Source organism: Klebsiella sp. HMSC25G12, from assembly GCF_001807705.1.
Taxonomy (GTDB): domain Bacteria; phylum Pseudomonadota; class Gammaproteobacteria; order Enterobacterales; family Enterobacteriaceae; genus Klebsiella; species Klebsiella variicola.
In genome coordinates, this window is sequence record NZ_KV789778.1 from 204,986 (window position 1) to 221,504 (window position 16,519).

The window sequence follows — 16,519 nt, forward strand, 5'->3', positions numbered from 1 at the left end:
GATGTCGTGGGAGACTAGCATGCAGGACGCGGGGAAGCGCGCACCTTCGCCCAGGCAAAAGACGGTTTCGGAATTGTGCTCGCGCAGGAACTAGAACGGAAAGTGGATCAGTTCGACGTCGTCCGGTGTCACCTTGACCATCGAACCTTCGCTGTGCCAGGCGCCAAGTACCACGCGCCATGCGGGTTGGCCGTTGGCCTGCAGTTCATGGACCGCCGGGCGATGGGTATGGCCGTGGATCAGCCACTGCACATGATGTCTTTCCATGACGTCAACTACCGCCTGTGGATTCACATCCATAATGTCCATTGATTTACTGCTGTTGGCGGCTTTGCTGTCGGCGCGCATGCGGGCGGCGATGCGGCGGCGGATAAACAGCGGCAGGGCCAGGAACAGACGCTGGATCCACGGGGTGTGGACTTTGGCGCGAAACGCCAGATAGCCTGGGTCATCGGTGCACAGCGTGTCGCCATGCATAATCAACACTTCACGGCCATAGAGGTCCAGTCGCTCTTCTTCGGCGAGCAGGAGCATCCCGCTCTGGCGGGCAAAGCGCTGGCCGACGAGAAAATCGCGGTTGCCGTGGATGAAGTAGCACGGCACGCCGGCGTCGACGACGGCTTTGATTGCCGAGGCAATTTGTTGGTGCAGCGGGTTCGGATCGTCATCGCCGATCCACGCCTCAAACAGATCGCCAAGGATATACAGGGCGTCCGCCTGGCGGGCTTCGCCCTGTAAAAAACGCAGAAAACCGGCGGTGATCGCCGGTTCTTCTGTTTGCAGGTGCAAATCTGCAATAAAAAGTGTCGCCACGAATTACTCGCTGACGGTGACGCTTTTGATGATCACATCATCTTTCGGCACATCCTGGTGCATGCCGCTGCGGCCGGTGGCAACCGCTTTGATTTTGTCTACCACGTCCATGCCTTCAACCACTTCGGCGAAAACGCAGTAGCCCCAACCCTGCAGGCTTTCGCCAGAGAAGTTCAGGAAGTCGTTATCGGCCACGTTGATGAAGAACTGGGCGGTGGCAGAGTGCGGCGCCTGAGTACGGGCCATTGCCAGCGTACCACGGGTGTTTTTCAGGCCGTTGTTCGCTTCGTTCTGAATCGGAGATTTGGTCTCTTTTTGTTTCATGCCCGGTTCGAAACCGCCGCCCTGAATCATAAAGCCGTTGATAACACGGTGGAAAATGGTGTTGTCGTAGAAACCTTCGCGGCAGTAGTCCAGGAAGTTTTTAACTGTTTCCGGCGCTTTGTCGTCAAACGTTTTGATTACGATATCGCCATGATTGGTGTGGAAAGTAACCATTTTTGCATCCTGTTCCGATGAGTGTGGTGCCAGCACCCGATGTCGGGTGAGATATAGGGGGGTGTTATAGCATAACCGCGGGGGTCGATGCACCTTGCAATGTGTGCTGCGTCCGGTCTGAATTATGGGTATTATAGAGACTTCATTACCCACACACGTCTACACGGAATCTTCGATGTTAAAAATTTTTAATACACTGACGCGCCAGAAAGAGGAATTTAAACCTATCCATGCCGGGGAAGTCGGCATGTACGTGTGTGGTATTACCGTTTACGATCTCTGTCATATCGGCCATGGCCGTACCTTCGTCTCCTTTGACGTCGTGGCGCGCTATCTGCGTTTTCTTGGCTATAAGCTCAAGTACGTGCGCAATATCACCGATATCGATGACAAAATCATTAAGCGCGCTAATGAAAACGGCGAAAGCTTTGTCGCGCTGGTCGATCGCATGATTGCCGAAATGCACAAAGATTTTGACGCGCTGAATATTCTGCGTCCCGACAGCGAACCGCGCGCAACGCACCATATCGCGGAGATCATTGAGATCACCGAGCAGCTGATCGCTAAAGGCCATGCTTACGTCGCAGATAACGGCGACGTGATGTTTGACGTGCCGACGGACCCGAACTACGGTCTGCTGTCGCGTCAGGATCTCGATCAGCTGCAGGCGGGGGCGCGCGTCGACGTGGTTGACGTCAAGCGGAATCCGATGGACTTCGTCCTGTGGAAGATGTCGAAAGAGGGCGAGCCAAGCTGGCCGTCGCCGTGGGGCGCGGGTCGTCCGGGCTGGCATATCGAGTGCTCGGCGATGAACTGCAAGCAGCTCGGCACCCACTTCGATATTCATGGCGGCGGTTCGGATCTGATGTTCCCGCATCATGAAAACGAAATCGCCCAGTCCACCTGCGCCCATGACGGCGAGTACGTTAACTACTGGATGCACTCCGGCATGGTGATGGTTGACCGCGAGAAGATGTCGAAATCGCTGGGTAACTTCTTTACCGTCCGCGACGTGCTGAAGTATTACGATGCGGAGACGATTCGCTACTTCCTGATGTCCGGCCACTATCGCAGCCAGCTGAACTACAGCGAAGAGAACCTCAAGCAGGCGCGTTCGGCGCTGGAGCGTCTGTACACCGCGCTGCGCGGGACGGACAAATCCGTCGATGCGGCGGGTGGCGAAGCCTTCGAAGCACGCTTTATCGAGGCAATGGACGACGACTTCAACACCCCGGAAGCCTATTCGGTGCTGTTCGATATGGCGCGTGAAGTAAACCGCCTGAAAACCGAGGACGCGGCCGCGGCGAACGCCATGGCGGCCCACCTGCGTAAGCTTGCTGCGGTGCTGGGTCTGCTGGAGCAGGAGCCGGAGGCGTTCCTGCAGAGCGGCGCGCAGGTTGACGACGCGGAAGTGGCGGAGATCGAATCGCTGATCCAGCAGCGTCTGGACGCGCGTAAAGCGAAAGACTGGGCGGCGGCGGATGCGGCGCGCGACCGTCTTAACGAGATGGGCATTGTGCTGGAAGATGGCCCGCAGGGCACCACCTGGCGCCGGAAGTAAGCCATAAAAAAACGCCCGCAAAAGCGGGCGTTTTTCTTTTCGTTGTCAGGCCGTGACGGTGACGCTCTGGCCTTCAAAGCTCACCGTCTGACCGGCGACGATTTTGCAGCGTTTGCGGGTTTCCACCGCGCCGTCAACTTTCACCAGCCCGTCAGCGATAGCGATTTTCGCCTGGGCGCCGCTTTCGCTCCAGCCTTCCAGCTTCAGCAGATCGCACAGCTCAACGTGCGGGTGTTTACCTAAGGAAAATGTCGCCATCTCAGGCCTCCTCAACGTCGTGATACTCTTCGCACGCCTGCAGCGTGTTCTGAATCAGGGTGGCGACGGTCATCGGGCCAACGCCGCCGGGAACCGGGGTGATGTAGGACGCGCGTTCGGCGGCATCTTCATACACCACGTCGCCGACCACTTTGCCGCTTTCCAGACGATTAATGCCGACATCGACCACAATCGCCCCTTCTTTAATCCACTCGCCAGGAATAAAGCCCGGTTTACCTACTGCAACGATCAGCAGGTCGGCGTTTTCGACGTGATGGCGCAGGTTTTTGGTAAAGCGGTGGGTCACGGTGGTGGTGCAGCCGGCCAGCAGCAGCTCCATGCTCATCGGGCGACCGACGATATTGGACGCGCCAATGACCACCGCATTGAGGCCGTAGGTGTCGATATTGTAGCGTTCCAGCAAGGTCACGATACCGCGCGGGGTGCACGGACGCAGGCGCGGCGCGCGCTGGCACAGGCGGCCAACGTTATAGGGATGGAAGCCGTCGACGTCTTTATCCGGCGCGATGCGCTCGAGCACTTTGACGTTGTCGATCCCTGCCGGCAGGGGCAGCTGAACCAGAATACCGTCGATGGTCTTATCGGCATTCAGGGTGTCGATAAGCTCCAGCAGCTCGGCTTCGCTGGTGGTTTCCGGGAGATCGTAAGAGCGGGAGACGAAGCCCACTTCTTCACATGCTTTGCGCTTGCTGCCGACATAAATCTGCGAGGCCGGGTTGCTACCGACCAGCACGACGGCCAGCCCAGGGGCGCGTTTTCCGGCCGCAACGCGAGCCTTCACTTTTTCCGCAACCTCAGAGCGTACCTGCTGCGCAATCGTTTTACCGTCAATAATTTTTGCTGCCATCAGAGAGAGGATTCCATCTGTATCTTTACGAAAGGGGGATGAGGATATTTTGTCAGAAGCGGGCCTCGCTGTCAGTCCTCGTTTGCTGTTTTATCCTGTATGCGGTGAATTTAGCCTGTTTTGACCCTGTTAAGCCCAGGGTCATTGGTGTGTTGCGCCTGGCCACTAAGTGAATTTTCGCGCGCATGAGCTCCGGTGGTATGCTTCTTGTACAGTTGCTGAGGGATATTTCGCCAGCATCGTATAAGCCCCGCAGTTTCCTGGCAAAATGGATTGACTCAACGGACGTGGACCGTATAATTCCAGGCGTTTCACTCCGCGAAGCACTCGCTTCTCAGGGCGCCCTTAGCTCAGCTGGATAGAGCAACGGCCTTCTAAGCCGTAGGTCACAGGTTCGAATCCTGTAGGGCGTACCATTTTCACTTCTCTTAACGTCTCCTGAAGTCTACTAAATCCAGCATACACGCGGCATTCGCCAATATCTCATTATCTCAACGTCCACTATGGTCTATTGAAATCCACATTCATGTGGGGGTACATTTGGGGGTAGATTTCTGTTCAATGAAATGAGATACCCCCAAAATGAAGCTCACAGCCCGCCAGGTCGACACATCCAAGCCCAAGGACAAACCCTATAAGCTGTCTGATGGTGGCGGTCTTTACCTGTTGGTGAACCCCAATGGCTCGCGATACTGGCGCCTGAAGTACCGCATCGCTGGTAAAGAGAAGTTACTGGCGTTGGGGGTATATCCTGATATCACTCTGGCGGATGCCAGACAGAAACGCGCGGATGCAAAAAGAGTTCTGGCCGCTGGTGGTGATCCGGGACAGGAGAAGCAGGAAGAGAAACAAGCAAAAGAGCAGGCTGTGGCAAACAGCTTTGAGCGCCTGGCGATGGAATGGCATACCCATAAAAGCACATCATGGTCTGAAGGCTATGCCGAGCATCTCCTGATGTACCTGAAGAAAGACATCTTCCCCTTCATCGGGCAAAAGGCGATTACGGATATCAGCCAGGTCGAAATGCTTAACGTCCTGCGAAAGATGGAACAACGTGGCGTTCTGGATAAACTCAAGAAAACCCGTCAGGCCTGCCGGCAGATATTTACCTATGCCATTATTACCGGTAGAGCCGAGCACAACCCTGTATCAGATCTGGCAGGCGCGCTTAAGCCGCCCAAGCAACAGCACTACCCGCACCTTTTAGTCGACCAGATCCCGGATTTTCTCCGTGCGCTAAGTGAATACAGCGGTAGCACAATCACCCGCAACGCCACTCGACTATTAATGCTTACCGGGCTCAGGACAATTGAGCTCCGTGCTTCTGAATGGGTTGATATCGACTTTGACAAAGGCGTCTGGAATATACCCGCAGAGCGAATGAAGATGCGGCGCCCACATCTCGTACCTCTTTCGATTCAGGTTCGTGAGTTGCTGGAAGAGATCCACCAGCTTACCGGGCGAGGGAAGTATGTTTTCCCGGGTCGAAATGATGCCGGCAAGCCAATGAGTGAGGCCAGCATTAACCAGGTGATTAAACGTATTGGCTATGACGGTAAAGCGACCGGGCACGGCTTCAGGCACACCATGAGTACCATACTCCACGAACAGGGCTATAACACCGCCTGGATTGAAACGCAGTTGGCCCACGTCGATAAGAACTCAATCCGCGGGACATACAACCACGCTCAGTATCTGGGCGTCCGGCGGGAAATGCTTCAGTGGTATGCCGACTATATGGCAGCGCTTGAGAATGGTGAAAATGTGGTGCATGGCTCGTTCGGAAAACGTGCCTGACTGGATGCATAGACAGTATATACAGACGATAGTAGACTTAGGTAGACGAGCAAAGAATAGGCTATGTCTAGGTTGATCCCCGAAAACCCGTACACCTCTGCGGGCTGGCATAGCCGCCAAAATCAGGGGGCGCGAGGTGGCTTGGTGGCAAAAAAAAATGAAACACCGAATGTATGGTGTCTTAATAATATTCCTGCTTTGGAATTTTGTACCTTATTAAGGGCTGCTGAGTTGCTTCGATGCCATCCAAGTGATTTAATTCACTTTAGCCAGATTGGAGCTATTGAGCTTTGTTTAGCCCTTCATGATTTTGAGGCGGCATTATTTACACTAGGTCGCTGGGAAGAATTAAATGAATGGGAGGAAAAGTTCCCTCCTAAATTAATGAAAAAGTATAGTAATAAGTCACCTTTAAGCCTTTTTATGCCAAAAGCTGAATTGGATATGAGTCCAGCATCAAAAATGCGAGTTAAGCGGTTTTATCAAAATGAGGATATACCTGGATTAAAAAAACCGATTTTATATCTTTCCGGACTTTGGGCATTATCAACAGGTTACTTGCCTCATTCATTTTTCAATGCATTAAAATATAATGAACAAATCGCACTTACTCCTTTCAATTTATCATTTAAAGAAGCCGATATCCCAATGAGTCCAGAAGATTATTGCAGTGATAATTACGTAGTTATGGCTCACCCAATAACAGAGCACCTTTACTCATCTGGTTTGCTAAAAGAAGGAGAAGTAAAACCGATTGCAACAGTCACGGTGAACGATATTTTTGTTACTAGGCTTCAAATTGAAAAAGTATACAATTTTATTGGGAGGGAAATACCAAGTGTTATAAATGGAGGGGTTAGCCAACCTCAACTTCCTGAAACGGTGATAGAGAAACCCGTTAGAACAACAGCAAAACAGGCTGAGCTTATTGTTGCTTTACTTAGAGGGATTGGCCTAACCGATGATGATCTGGCTGGTAGCGTGTCACAATTTAGGAATAAAGCCAGCAATAAAGTAAGCGACCTCCCATTTCCGGATGATGATAAAGCGTTAGTTGAATGGTTACGAAGAGGGGGGGTAAACCGGTAAGGGGTTATCATAATTCCGGGGCGTTTTTTGATAACTCCGTTACACGTTAAAGGCCCTACTGTTTAATAGCCTCGTAACTTTAATAGACCTTACGAGGTATACATGTCCCACAATCTTATCCGACTTCCCGAAGTTCAGCGCCGCACTGGTTATAGCAAGGCGTGGATCTATCACATGATGAGCGAGCGTCGCTTTCCATCTCCAGTAAAAATCGGTTCTCGTGCGATCGCATTTATCGAGAGCGAAATTGACGAATGGATTAATCAGCGCATTGCTGAATCGCGTGGTGAGGTGGCCTAATGAAAAAAGAAAACCGCCCCGGACAGCAGGCGGTTAACTCAGATACTCGCGGATCTGATGTTACGCCACCAGCCTACACCGTTCAAGCCTCAAAGCGCATTCCGAAGAAACACCGTGCCCGCACCTACATGCTGCGCTGTGGGGCCGGTGGGTGGACAGAAAACGATATCCTGCGCAATTGCCGGCTTTCCTCTGGACGGAACTATGCGAGCGAGCTTGAGCGCGAGCTTGATATCTGGCTGGAACGCCTTGAAGAGAAAAATCCTGATGGTATCGGGGCGCACATGCGCTACCGGTTTGCGTGCCGTGGTGACGTGCTGAAGGTGATTCAGTTCGTTAACCGCATGGCCGCAGTCAACCAACACTACGGGCTTTCTACGCAGGATATTGCCGACATTCTGAACCTCTACCCGGACAACTTCACCGCCGCATAACGGAGCCGACAAAATGAAAATCGAAAAAAGCAGATTCAATTCTGAGGCCGCCCCTCAACCCAATGTTAGCCAGGGCGTAATTAACGGTAACGACTTTGCCGCTATTGTCCCTGTTATTTCCGGTCAGATTGGCGGGCGTGAAACCAATATTGCGAGCGCCAGAGCTCTGCATAAGGCGCTGGGGGTGGGCCGCGACTTTACCAACTGGATTAAAGGCCGCATCGACCAGTACGGATTTGTAACCGGGGCTGACTACATCCGTGTTGAAAATTTGAGCTCACCAAAACGGGCGAGCGCAAAATTTCGCCAGCAAATCGAGCATGATTACCTTCTCTCGCTGGATATGGCCAAAGAAGTGGCAATGGTTGAGCGCAACGAACAGGGCCGTGCCGTCCGCCGCTATTTCATTCAGTGCGAGGAAGCGTTACAGCTGAGTGCGCCGGAAATCGCCGCGAAGTACCGCCGGCACCTCAAAGCCCGCATTGGTGCTGCCAGCCTCTTTAAGCCGATGTGCGCCGCTCTGGCTGCTGCTCGTGCAGAACAGGGGAAAGAGACACAAGCCCGCCACTACAGCAACGAAAGCAACATGATCGCCCGCATCGTGCTGGGCGGCATGACCGCTAAGCAGTGGGCGCTGGTAAACGGTATCGACGGTGAGCCTCGCGACAGCATGAGCGCTGGCCAACTGGAGCACCTCAGCTACCTGGAGAGCACCAACATCACATTGATCGATATGGGGATGGAGTACGACCAGCGTAAAGCGGAATTGATCCGCCTCTCTCAGCGCTGGCTTGCTAAACGTATGGGGGCTAACGATGAATAAGCCAACCAGCACGCGCATGCATCTGACGTTATTGTGCGCCGGAGATCGAGATGGAGGGAGAGCCTCCTCTCAGCAGAATAATTCTCTGAAAAGTGAGTGCATCGGTGGGCGAAAAGCGGGAAATTCTACTTATGACGCATTGGTGGGGTTTTATGGCTGTTTGCTGGTGGTGATCGGTAACGGTGCCGACCGCCAAAAGAAAAAGGGCAGGATTCTGCCCTTGGGTACCAGAGCCCTGATTCGGGCTTTGAGTCATTCCGATTCTTTGGGCTTCTTGCGCTGCCGGCGCTGTAGTTCGTCACGCGCAACGCTGATGATCTGCTGGATTTCCTCACCAGCTCTCGTGCCGATTTCTTCAACACGTGTCAGCGCATCGAGGGAGGATAGCAGTAAGGCTTCCTCGTTGCCCTCTGACTGCCTACGGGCGATTTCGCTACGTGCTGCCGTTACTAAAAAACCGGCGGTTGACTCTCCGCTAAATTTCGCTGCCTCCATTTCATCTAGAACATCATGCGGTATACGAATTGATATTTGCCTGGACTTATCATTGCTGGTGTTTGTTGCCATGTGGGCGCCTGTTAATAGAGTTTGTGATTCAGTATACACAAAAATAAATCACATTAAACACTTGTTGTGTGATTTAGTTTGGTATAATTTAAATCACACCTTATCCACAGGTAGCAAACAGATAAGGCACAAAAACGGCGAAGCCCGTAGGTGCGACAACACCAACGGGCCTCTGACCACCAGCGATAGAACGAGTATCGAGGTAGCTATGTCAAATCGTACCACACCCCCTGCAGGGCGGGCATCACTCAGCCCTAATTTATTCCTCTGGCGCTTTCTGGCGCTCAACCGCCACGACAAAAAGGCCACGCCCTGCCGCCTGTCTGTCGAGGCCGCAACCGAACGCGAAGCCCGCCGCATTCTGGCGCCGAACTTCATCCTTTCGCTGGCCGCACGTCTGCCGGTGGCGGAGGTGGCAGCATGAGCCTGTATAACGATTTAGTGCGCCACGAGTTCGGCAAGGGCACCACCGCTGATGAGCTGGAAAGTATGCAGAACCGCGCAGAAGAGGCCGTGAGTGATTTGATGCTCGGCATTAGAGCCATTGGCAGCCTGATGTTCTGGGCCACGGATAATGACAACTACACCGAGGAAACCGCAAAGGGAGACATGCGCAAATTAGCCGCAATGCTGGGTACGGTTAGTGAGCTGGTGCTGGCGCTGAACGATACCGCAGCGAACGCGGGTGTATGTCGTTCTGACTGCGGGAAGGGATCAAAGGTGAGGTCAGCCAAATGAATATAAACGCTATATACCGCCATCCTGCCGAGCTTGAGGCCGAGGCGATGCTATCCCGTGAGCAACCTTATCCGGAAAATTTTACGCTGGCAGAGCGTGCCGCAGAACGTATGGCCCGCGCTCGCAAGGGGCTGGCTCACGTTATGACTGATTTATCACCACACCTCGACGTTGAGCAAGCAGTCATCGTGCATTGCTGGCTGGATAAAGTCCTGGCGATTGTCGATATGGCCCGAATTGATGCGGAGGCCAGCGTATGAGCCATTTGCAGCTTATTGATGCTCAGTGCCGGGTTGAACAGGCTCAGGCCACTCTTTCAGTATGGCTTGAGGCAACTACTGCAAAAGATCGAGACAGACAGCTAATCTGCACTCTAATGACCTTGCTCGAGGATGTACCCGAGGCTATACGAGTTGCAGATGAAGAACTAGCTGACTGTGTGATGCGTACGTATCGGGAGAAACATCAATGAAGTCGGCACCGAACCTGAAGCACCTGCCAAAGGAAAAATTTACAGAAGCGGTTATTTTTGCGGGAACTGATGCATATGCTCATGCGAAGGGGTGGGAAGAGGGCATGGGTAAACAAATTGCTGAGGATACAACGCCTCCCATTTATCTTGGGCCAAAACAGCTAGCGGAGTTGGATAACCTGCAAATTATCGATAAAGGGCGTCGCAGCGCTCGCGTGTACCTTGCAGGGAATATTGAACCAATACTGATTAATGCCATTGGTGAAAAGCTGGCACAGGCAGGTGTGCAGGACGCGAGATTATATAAGGGAATACCTGATCAGAAGCCGGAGAACTGGCGGGAATACCTGGTCAGGCTCAGAGAACAAGGTGGGCAAACGACAACTTCTATTCTGAAAACCAATAAATTGGTAAATAGCGATAGTTTGAAACCACATGCCCAAAGTCGTGCTGATGGGGTGTATTGGGTTGAACCTCGCACAGATAACACTACCGGGGAAATCATCAGTCGTGAAAGCTGGTTGTGCTCTGCTCTGGAGGTTGTCGGTATTGGCATTGATGACAGTAAAACCCGGTATTTGATCCTGCGCTGGCAGGCATTAGGTTCGAAGGGGGACACCGTCCAGGCGATACCACTTGCTGATATCGGTGAGCGTGAAGGATGGCGAACGCTCAAGTCGGGTGGGGTAAACGTCACAACCAAAAGCGGTTTACGTGCAATTCTGGCTGACTGGTTGCAAAGCTGTGCTAATGGTGAGGTATGGCGCATTGCGCATGCTACGGGCTGGCAGTGTGGCGCCTATATCATGCCGGATGGCGAGATCATTGGTACTCCAGAGCAGCCGGTGCTGTTTAACGGGCGGAGTTCTGCCGCATCCGGTTATACCACCAGCGGTACTGTTGAGAGCTGGCGAGAGTGCGTTGGACGTCTGGCCTTTGGCAACTACTCGATGATGACTGGTGTGGCCGCAGCTTTGGCCGCCCCGCTGATTGGCCTTGCTGGTGCGGATGGATTCGGCATCCACCTCTACGAACAGTCGAGCGCGGGTAAGACTACCACTGCTAATGTGGCCTCCAGTCTTTACGGTAACCCTGACGTGCTGCGTCTCACCTGGTACGGTACTGCGCTGGGGCTGGCGAATGAAGCTGCCGCACACAACGACGCGCTGATGCCGCTAGACGAAATCGGCCAGGGTGCTGATCCGGTGGAAGTCTACAAATCTGCCTACGCGCTATTTAATGGTACGGGTAAGCTGCAGGGCGCGAAGGAGGGGGGGAACCGTGATCTGAAGCGCTGGCGTACTGTTGCAATCAGTACCGGTGAGATGGATCTGGAAACATTCATCGCCAGTGCCGGCCGTAAAGCTAAAGCGGGCCAACTGGTTCGCCTGCTTAACATTCCAATGCGTCGGGCAGTGCGTTTTCATGAGCATGCCAATGGTAAACACCATGCCGATGCTCTGAAGGATGCATACCAGCATCACCACGGAGTGGCCGGGCGTGAGTGGGTGAAGTGGCTGGCGGACCACCAGCACGAGGCGGTAAGCTCCGTCAGGGCAGCGGAAGAGCGCTGGCGTAGCCTGATCCCGTCTGATTACGGAGAGCAGGTCCACCGCGTCGGTGCCCGGTTCGCCATTCTGGAAGCCGCACTACTGTTGGGTAGGGTGATCACCGGATGGGATGAGCAGACGTGTAGAGATGCCATCCAGTACAGCTATAACGCCTGGCTGCGTGAGTTCGGTACCGGCAATAAAGAACATCAGCAGATAATCGAGCAGACCGAGGCATTCCTGAACGCCTACGGCATGAGCCGCTTTGCACCGTTCCCGTATGACCCGACCAGCCTTCCAATCTCCAACATGGCGGGATACCGGCAGAAGGGCGGTCATGAGACTGACCCGATGGTGTTCTACACCTTCCCTGCGGCCTTCGAAGGGGAGATCGCCCGCGGCTTTAACACTCGTCAGTTTGCAGAAGTCCTAAAGAAAGCTGGCATGCTAACACCGCCGACGTCTGGCCGCGGTTTCCAGAGAAAGTCTCCACGCATTGATGGGCGACAAATTCGGGTTTATGTCCTGCAGTATCTGCCGGACGATGACCAGCCAGAGTAAAAGCATTCTTTCATGTGTGTGGTTTAGGTGTTGGTTCAGTTGGTTCAGTTGCCTCAGTAATTATATCTATATGTTTAATAAGGTTTCATGTTTGCAAAATGAACCAACATTGAGGCAACAAACTACCATTTTGAACCAACACTGAATCAGATACAGAGCATCGGAAGAGAGGATTCAAGCGATGACAGCTCAAATTTCAGCATACGGCCGACTGGTGGCCGACCCGCAGACCAGAACCACGGGAAAAGGGACGAATATGGCTATGGCCCGCCTGGCGGTAGCTCTGCCCTGTAATGCGGCAGATAACGGAGAGGCTACTTTCTGGCTGGGTGTCATTGCCTTTGGTAAGCAGGCTGATGCGCTGGCCAAACACCGTAAAGGCGACCTCGTCAGCGTGGCGGGAAATATGCAACTCAATCAGTGGACGGTGCAGGATGGTGCTGCTCAACAGGGCTATCAGGTAATTGCGGACAGTGTGCTCAGTGCCAGAACGGTACGCCCAGGCGGTAAAACGGGGCAACAAGGACAGGCTACAGATGCCCTGCGTCGGGCCCATGAGCAGCAACCGCCCACTACCGGGTATGAAGGATTTGACCAGACGCCGCCGTATGACGATGATTTTTGATAAGAGTATCTTCCAGCAAGAGACTATCGACATTCTGGAATGGCTTCTGAAAGCGCCCGGAACTAGGATAGAGATGAAGTAGATTAGATGTTAATAAACGTTATCAGAATTGTTTTAAGTAAAAGGAGTTCTCTCAATAAATTGATCTGGCCCGTGAAATACGGGTTTTTATTGTGTCGTATTGGAGGAAAACGGATTCGTCTGATATACGTTTATGAGCATCTACGGAATGCGGTAGGTGAAGAAACCATCATATCATCTGGGAAATTTGCAGGGGTAATACATGAAAACACTTATGTCGATGCTCTTGCTCATAAATAGCTAATTGTTAGGATGGTAATTATCTCATGTGAAATAATTTTGAGGCGTAAATATGGAAGATATTTCTTACGTACCAATTTTAAAAACAAAACGCGCAGAGTTTACAGCAACCGCACAGTTATCTAAATCGGTCAAAGTGAAAATCATCCCTCTTTTTGAAATTGAACCTGTTCCTTTAGATCCAGACACAGATATTCCCGATAAGAGTTATAATGAAATGTTGAGTGATTTTGGAAAGAAAATTGCTACAGCATGTTCTGACATTTCTATTATTTACCTTGATGGGATACTTGTTGAAGAGCAATTCATTGACTTAGGTGATATTTACCCAATCACGAATGCTGTCAATCAGGCGCGCGCAGCAGGGGTTCATGTTATTCCGGTAAGTTCTCCAACTCGTAACGGGAATTATTTAAAAGCGATTGATGGTCTTGTGAAAGATGAAGTGTGTTTACGATTGACTGTAACAGATATTGCTAACCCCCAGATGATATCAGCTTATATTTCCAGGTTAAATATCCCCTATCGAAATATTGATGTTGTTATCGATCTGCGTGACTCTATAACAGAAGATTCATTGGGGACAGACCAAAGTCAAACACTTGCTGCAGGACTTATTAACAATCTTCATAATATACATGATTTTCGTCGCGTAATATTAGCTGCCGGTTCATTTCCAGTTGACCTTAGTCAAATATCCGTAGGTATATATTCGCAACCTCGTTTCGAATGGTTTCTGTGGAAGGATTTACGTCAAAAATCCTATTTAACGCGAGAAGTGATTTACGCGGATTATGGGATTCAGCATCCAGATTATACTAGGCTTGCGACACGGTTTCCTAGTGTCACTGCTAGTGTTCGTTATACTGGTGATGATGATTTTTGGGTTTTTAGAGGAAGAAAAGCTAACCAATATGGGTATGATCAATATGGTGCGCATAGCCAACAAATTGTTGCTCACAGAGAATACTCTGGGGTGACATTCAGTGTAGCGGATAAAGATATTAATGATTATGCTCTAGTTTATGCACAGTACCTGCAAAATCCCTCTCAGAGTTATAAATTTGGTAGCCCCGAAGTTTGGAGACGAATTGGTCAAAATCACCATATTACAAAAGTTGTTTATCAACTCTCCAGTTTGTACGGGCTTTAAGGCGCATGCGCACTTCATCTCTTAGCTGATGGGTTTCCATGCATTCTGCAACCATCGCCCACAGTACTCTGCGTGGCTTGCTTTTCAGGCCACGCTCTAGACCTTGAGCAGCCAAAATAGACAGCATTTCATCCTTCCAAAGTAACATGGCTAGGGCAACTTTATCGACGTTTGGATTCATTCGATTAAGACGCAGCGTGCGTAGATGAACGGCATTCCTAGAGCCTTCAGTTGCAATTTTTACTCCCCACCAGTCAGGTATGATTTTCTCTGCGGCAGCTGCATGGCAATCTGATACAACAAGGGTTACCTTGTCCATAATCGAAGAATAGAATTCAACCTGAGCGGGTAGACGCAAAAGATTATCGCTTTTGCTCTTCAATTCATAACCATGCATTAACCCATTGATTACTGTGATATCAGCACGGCTAGCCCCTAAGTTCATAACAAACTCATCGATAATAAGGGTATCAGGATCCTTGTGATGTTCCTTAAGGATTTTTGAATGAACAGCTTGTCGAACGTCGATGTCTCTCATGGTTGAAGGTCGTTTTTTGTCCTATTTAGGAATGGTTTTTTTTGAAGCCGTAGACTTTAAATCCATATCATCGTTATAGCACGAAATTTTTGTGTTCTTCTGTGACTGCTGCGATTTATCACTAAGTTACATCTGGTAACTATCCGTCATAGCTCAATAGAAAGATTACCGGATGGAGTTCTCGCAGGTGGACAAATGAAAGCGAAGAAGACGCGATAGCGCATGCTAGTACCGAGTGTCAAAGTGCCCATATCTTATTTATAGGCAGAAACGGTGTGTTCTGGCTATGTATGGCAGGAATGGTGTGTTCTGCCTATAGATAGGCAGGTTTGACGTGTTCTGGCTATGTATAGGCACATCAGGGTTGATATCTCTTAGCGTTAACTTGCTGCGCTGGGAGGTAGCGGGTATCTCAGGTCGATTTGTGGCGCATCGCTTAGAAGCTGGCCAGATCTTGCCATCAGGTATCCGGCGATTTCTTCAGGCGTCAAATCAACATGAAGCATGTCTTCACCATGGAACCATTCATTAGGCCAGTAGATGAGGTCGGACGGATTGGCATCAAAGTTTTTCTGCAGCAATTATTGTCTGGAATAAAATCTTGTTGGGATAGGCTTTTAGTCCCATTAGTAACTTTTCTTAGAGAAGTTACTAATGGGACTAACTCATCATTAGTAACTTTTTCCAAAAAAAATACTAATGAGTTCACTGCGCTCCCTATCCCTTCATTAGTAACTTTTTCATAAATAGTTACTTATGTATAAGGGGAACTAAAGCGCAGTTTGATGACAGATGCCAACGGGCTTCCTCTGTCGCTGGTCGTCGCAGCAGCGAACACGCATGACATCAAACTGGTTGCGGATACATTCAAAACCCTCCGGACGGGTCATACAGGACAAAAACTCAGACTCTGCCCGGAAAAAGATTACGAAGCAGGCCGGCTGAGTGGCCGCGTCGAGCCGCATATCCAGTCCCGTAATGAGGGACACAAGGGTTTCAAAGCCTATCGTTAGATCGTCGATAGGACTCATAGCTGGATGAATCGCTTTCGTCTGGTCCTGAACCAATGGGAAAAGAAGGTCGAAAATTACGAGGCCATGTTGCATTTTATCTGTGGTCTTATCGTCTGGAATAAGGTCCTATTGAGATAAGCTCTAAGCTGATGCCCAGCAGCAGCAAGTCATTACGCAATCTTCGTCAAACACTCGTCAAGAGTCTATAAAACAATCAATTCCCCTTCTGGTAACGATCGAAATCATTCCTTCATTAATTGCAATATAAACGATGATTATTTCAATATGTGAAATTATAATGGCTGTATAAATATCAGGGGGTGGCCATGTCGAAACAGTCCGTCAAACCTGTCTTGCTCAGCGAAGCACAGATTCAGGCAATCCGAAAAATTCAGGAGCAGCAGCGTCAGCAATCAGGTATCGGTGTTGCGCCTACTATCCATGAAATCGCCAGGGGACTGGTGGATAAAGCGTTAACATCCCTTTCCGTTGGGGTGCATGCCTGATGATGAGTGTTCTTCATCCTTTTTATTACTAAAT

The 16,519-nt window shown here is 50.9% G+C and carries 19 protein-coding genes, 1 tRNA gene and 2 pseudogenes; 15 read left to right on the plus strand and 7 right to left on the minus strand.

Features of this window, described 5'->3' with window-relative positions; genetic code table 11:
* Positions 1–90: 90 nt before the first annotated feature.
* The gene (lpxH, locus tag HMPREF3096_RS00985) at positions 91–813 is read right to left on the minus strand and encodes a UDP-2,3-diacylglucosamine diphosphatase (protein WP_032729472.1); all 723 of its coding nucleotides are present in this window, start codon (positions 811–813) and stop codon (positions 91–93) included.
* A gap of 3 nt (positions 814–816) precedes the next feature.
* On the minus strand, positions 817–1,311 hold the full coding sequence (ppiB, locus tag HMPREF3096_RS00990; protein WP_008805471.1) for a peptidylprolyl isomerase B: 495 nt from the start codon (positions 1,309–1,311) through the stop codon (positions 817–819).
* A 175-nt stretch (positions 1,312–1,486) separates the two neighbouring features.
* Here ppiB and cysS point away from each other — a divergent pair, with 175 nt between their 5' ends.
* The gene (cysS, locus tag HMPREF3096_RS00995) at positions 1,487–2,872 is read left to right on the plus strand and encodes a cysteine--tRNA ligase (protein ID WP_032729473.1); all 1,386 of its coding nucleotides are present in this window, start codon (positions 1,487–1,489) and stop codon (positions 2,870–2,872) included.
* Between the two features lie 45 nt (positions 2,873–2,917).
* Here cysS and ybcJ read toward each other — a convergent pair whose 3' ends face one another.
* Together ybcJ and folD are read right to left on the minus strand one after the other, a co-directional pair.
* Positions 2,918–3,130 (minus strand): ribosome-associated protein YbcJ, encoded by a 213-nt coding sequence (gene ybcJ, locus HMPREF3096_RS01000; protein ID WP_004143016.1) that lies wholly within the window; start codon positions 3,128–3,130, stop codon positions 2,918–2,920.
* 1 nt (position 3,131) lies between these two features.
* The gene (gene folD / locus HMPREF3096_RS01005; RefSeq protein ID WP_004143017.1) at positions 3,132–3,998 is read right to left on the minus strand and encodes a bifunctional methylenetetrahydrofolate dehydrogenase/methenyltetrahydrofolate cyclohydrolase FolD; all 867 of its coding nucleotides are present in this window, start codon (positions 3,996–3,998) and stop codon (positions 3,132–3,134) included.
* Between the two features lie 339 nt (positions 3,999–4,337).
* Between folD and HMPREF3096_RS01010 the strand changes: the two genes are divergently transcribed.
* The 6 genes from HMPREF3096_RS01010 to HMPREF3096_RS01030 all read left to right on the plus strand — a co-directional run bounded on the left by HMPREF3096_RS01010 (position 4,338) and on the right by HMPREF3096_RS01030 (position 8,441).
* Positions 4,338–4,414: transfer RNA gene (locus HMPREF3096_RS01010), tRNA-Arg, on the plus strand.
* 166 nt (positions 4,415–4,580) lie between these two features.
* Positions 4,581–5,795 carry a tyrosine-type recombinase/integrase gene (locus HMPREF3096_RS01015; protein ID WP_070544219.1) on the plus strand — a complete coding sequence of 405 codons (1,215 nt, stop codon included), beginning with the start codon at positions 4,581–4,583 and terminating at the stop codon, positions 5,793–5,795.
* Positions 5,796–5,858: 63 nt separating this feature from the next.
* A complete protein-coding gene (locus tag HMPREF3096_RS28305) occupies positions 5,859–6,884 on the plus strand; it encodes a hypothetical protein (protein ID WP_077270142.1) in 1,026 nt (341 codons plus the stop codon).
* A gap of 102 nt (positions 6,885–6,986) precedes the next feature.
* The gene (locus HMPREF3096_RS01020; RefSeq protein WP_049085534.1) at positions 6,987–7,184 is read left to right on the plus strand and encodes a helix-turn-helix transcriptional regulator; all 198 of its coding nucleotides are present in this window, start codon (positions 6,987–6,989) and stop codon (positions 7,182–7,184) included.
* The gene (locus HMPREF3096_RS01025) at positions 7,184–7,618 is read left to right on the plus strand and encodes a hypothetical protein (RefSeq protein WP_070544221.1); all 435 of its coding nucleotides are present in this window, start codon (positions 7,184–7,186) and stop codon (positions 7,616–7,618) included. Before HMPREF3096_RS01020 ends, HMPREF3096_RS01025 begins: the two co-directional genes overlap by 1 nt.
* Before the next feature lie 13 nt (positions 7,619–7,631).
* Entirely contained in the window at positions 7,632–8,441 is an 810-nt protein-coding gene (locus HMPREF3096_RS01030; protein ID WP_070544223.1) for an antA/AntB antirepressor family protein, read from the plus strand.
* 252 nt (positions 8,442–8,693) lie between these two features.
* Here the strand turns inward: HMPREF3096_RS01030 and HMPREF3096_RS30720 are convergent, their stop codons facing one another.
* Entirely contained in the window at positions 8,694–9,008 is a 315-nt protein-coding gene (locus tag HMPREF3096_RS30720) for a YlcI/YnfO family protein (protein WP_070544225.1), read from the minus strand.
* Between the two features lie 208 nt (positions 9,009–9,216).
* On the opposite strand from HMPREF3096_RS30720, the gene HMPREF3096_RS30725 reads away from it, so the two are divergent.
* The 6 genes from HMPREF3096_RS30725 to HMPREF3096_RS28310 all read left to right on the plus strand — a co-directional run bounded on the left by HMPREF3096_RS30725 (position 9,217) and on the right by HMPREF3096_RS28310 (position 14,428).
* Positions 9,217–9,432, plus strand: coding sequence for a host cell division inhibitor Icd-like protein (locus HMPREF3096_RS30725; protein ID WP_070544227.1), 216 nt, complete (start codon positions 9,217–9,219; stop codon positions 9,430–9,432).
* Positions 9,429–9,746 (plus strand): ubiquinol-cytochrome C reductase, encoded by a 318-nt coding sequence (locus tag HMPREF3096_RS01045; protein WP_070544228.1) that lies wholly within the window; start codon positions 9,429–9,431, stop codon positions 9,744–9,746. Before HMPREF3096_RS30725 ends, HMPREF3096_RS01045 begins: the two co-directional genes overlap by 4 nt.
* Complete coding sequence (locus HMPREF3096_RS01050; protein WP_070544230.1) at positions 9,743–10,006, plus strand: nicotinic acetylcholine receptor subunit beta; 264 nt, start codon at positions 9,743–9,745, stop codon at positions 10,004–10,006. Before HMPREF3096_RS01045 ends, HMPREF3096_RS01050 begins: the two co-directional genes overlap by 4 nt.
* 208 nt (positions 10,007–10,214) lie before the next feature.
* Complete coding sequence (locus HMPREF3096_RS01060; RefSeq protein ID WP_070544234.1) at positions 10,215–12,329, plus strand: DUF927 domain-containing protein; 2,115 nt, start codon at positions 10,215–10,217, stop codon at positions 12,327–12,329.
* Between the two features lie 181 nt (positions 12,330–12,510).
* On the plus strand, positions 12,511–12,954 hold the full coding sequence (locus tag HMPREF3096_RS01065; RefSeq protein ID WP_070544235.1) for a single-stranded DNA-binding protein: 444 nt from the start codon (positions 12,511–12,513) through the stop codon (positions 12,952–12,954).
* A gap of 373 nt (positions 12,955–13,327) precedes the next feature.
* Positions 13,328–14,428 carry a beta family protein gene (locus HMPREF3096_RS28310; protein WP_072041841.1) on the plus strand — a complete coding sequence of 367 codons (1,101 nt, stop codon included), beginning with the start codon at positions 13,328–13,330 and terminating at the stop codon, positions 14,426–14,428.
* On the opposite strand, the gene HMPREF3096_RS01075 is transcribed toward HMPREF3096_RS28310, so the two are convergent.
* Positions 14,385–14,966, minus strand: coding sequence for a sce7726 family protein (locus HMPREF3096_RS01075; protein WP_043875985.1), 582 nt, complete (start codon positions 14,964–14,966; stop codon positions 14,385–14,387). The two genes, HMPREF3096_RS28310 and HMPREF3096_RS01075, sit on opposite strands and share 44 nt — an antisense overlap.
* A gap of 380 nt (positions 14,967–15,346) precedes the next feature.
* Positions 15,347–15,547, minus strand: a pseudogene (locus HMPREF3096_RS31250) (hypothetical protein); the annotation flags it as partial.
* Positions 15,548–15,736: 189 nt separating this feature from the next.
* Between HMPREF3096_RS31250 and HMPREF3096_RS31255 the strand changes: the two are divergent.
* Together HMPREF3096_RS31255 and HMPREF3096_RS01085 are read left to right on the plus strand one after the other, a co-directional pair.
* Positions 15,737–16,117: pseudogene (locus HMPREF3096_RS31255) on the plus strand (IS5/IS1182 family transposase); the annotation flags it as partial.
* 188 nt (positions 16,118–16,305) lie between these two features.
* Positions 16,306–16,485: a hypothetical protein gene (locus tag HMPREF3096_RS01085; protein WP_049085549.1), complete on the plus strand. Its 180-nt coding sequence runs from the start codon at positions 16,306–16,308 to the stop codon at positions 16,483–16,485.
* Positions 16,486–16,519: the final 34 nt, after the last annotated feature.

What these genes read in the sequence shown, in the direction of transcription:
- ppiB (WP_008805471.1), bottom strand. Translation starts at nt 1,311, where the DNA reads ATGGTTACTTTCCACACCAATCATGGCGATATCGTAATCAAAACGTTT.
- cysS (WP_032729473.1), top strand. Translation starts at nt 1,487, where the DNA reads ATGTTAAAAATTTTTAATACACTGACGCGCCAGAAAGAGGAATTTAAA.
- ybcJ (WP_004143016.1), bottom strand. Translation starts at nt 3,130, where the DNA reads ATGGCGACATTTTCCTTAGGTAAACACCCGCACGTTGAGCTGTGCGAT.
- folD (WP_004143017.1), bottom strand. Translation starts at nt 3,998, where the DNA reads ATGGCAGCAAAAATTATTGACGGTAAAACGATTGCGCAGCAGGTACGC.
- HMPREF3096_RS01015 (WP_070544219.1), top strand. Translation starts at nt 4,581, where the DNA reads ATGAAGCTCACAGCCCGCCAGGTCGACACATCCAAGCCCAAGGACAAA.
- HMPREF3096_RS28305 (WP_077270142.1), top strand. Translation starts at nt 5,859, where the DNA reads ATGTCTAGGTTGATCCCCGAAAACCCGTACACCTCTGCGGGCTGGCAT.
- HMPREF3096_RS01020 (WP_049085534.1), top strand. Translation starts at nt 6,987, where the DNA reads ATGTCCCACAATCTTATCCGACTTCCCGAAGTTCAGCGCCGCACTGGT.
- HMPREF3096_RS01025 (WP_070544221.1), top strand. Translation starts at nt 7,184, where the DNA reads ATGAAAAAAGAAAACCGCCCCGGACAGCAGGCGGTTAACTCAGATACT.
- HMPREF3096_RS01030 (WP_070544223.1), top strand. Translation starts at nt 7,632, where the DNA reads ATGAAAATCGAAAAAAGCAGATTCAATTCTGAGGCCGCCCCTCAACCC.
- HMPREF3096_RS30720 (WP_070544225.1), bottom strand. Translation starts at nt 9,008, where the DNA reads ATGGCAACAAACACCAGCAATGATAAGTCCAGGCAAATATCAATTCGT.
- HMPREF3096_RS30725 (WP_070544227.1), top strand. Translation starts at nt 9,217, where the DNA reads ATGTCAAATCGTACCACACCCCCTGCAGGGCGGGCATCACTCAGCCCT.
- HMPREF3096_RS01045 (WP_070544228.1), top strand. Translation starts at nt 9,429, where the DNA reads ATGAGCCTGTATAACGATTTAGTGCGCCACGAGTTCGGCAAGGGCACC.
- HMPREF3096_RS01050 (WP_070544230.1), top strand. Translation starts at nt 9,743, where the DNA reads ATGAATATAAACGCTATATACCGCCATCCTGCCGAGCTTGAGGCCGAG.
- HMPREF3096_RS01060 (WP_070544234.1), top strand. Translation starts at nt 10,215, where the DNA reads ATGAAGTCGGCACCGAACCTGAAGCACCTGCCAAAGGAAAAATTTACA.
- HMPREF3096_RS01065 (WP_070544235.1), top strand. Translation starts at nt 12,511, where the DNA reads ATGACAGCTCAAATTTCAGCATACGGCCGACTGGTGGCCGACCCGCAG.
- HMPREF3096_RS28310 (WP_072041841.1), top strand. Translation starts at nt 13,328, where the DNA reads ATGGAAGATATTTCTTACGTACCAATTTTAAAAACAAAACGCGCAGAG.
- HMPREF3096_RS01075 (WP_043875985.1), bottom strand. Translation starts at nt 14,966, where the DNA reads ATGAGAGACATCGACGTTCGACAAGCTGTTCATTCAAAAATCCTTAAG.
- HMPREF3096_RS01085 (WP_049085549.1), top strand. Translation starts at nt 16,306, where the DNA reads ATGTCGAAACAGTCCGTCAAACCTGTCTTGCTCAGCGAAGCACAGATT.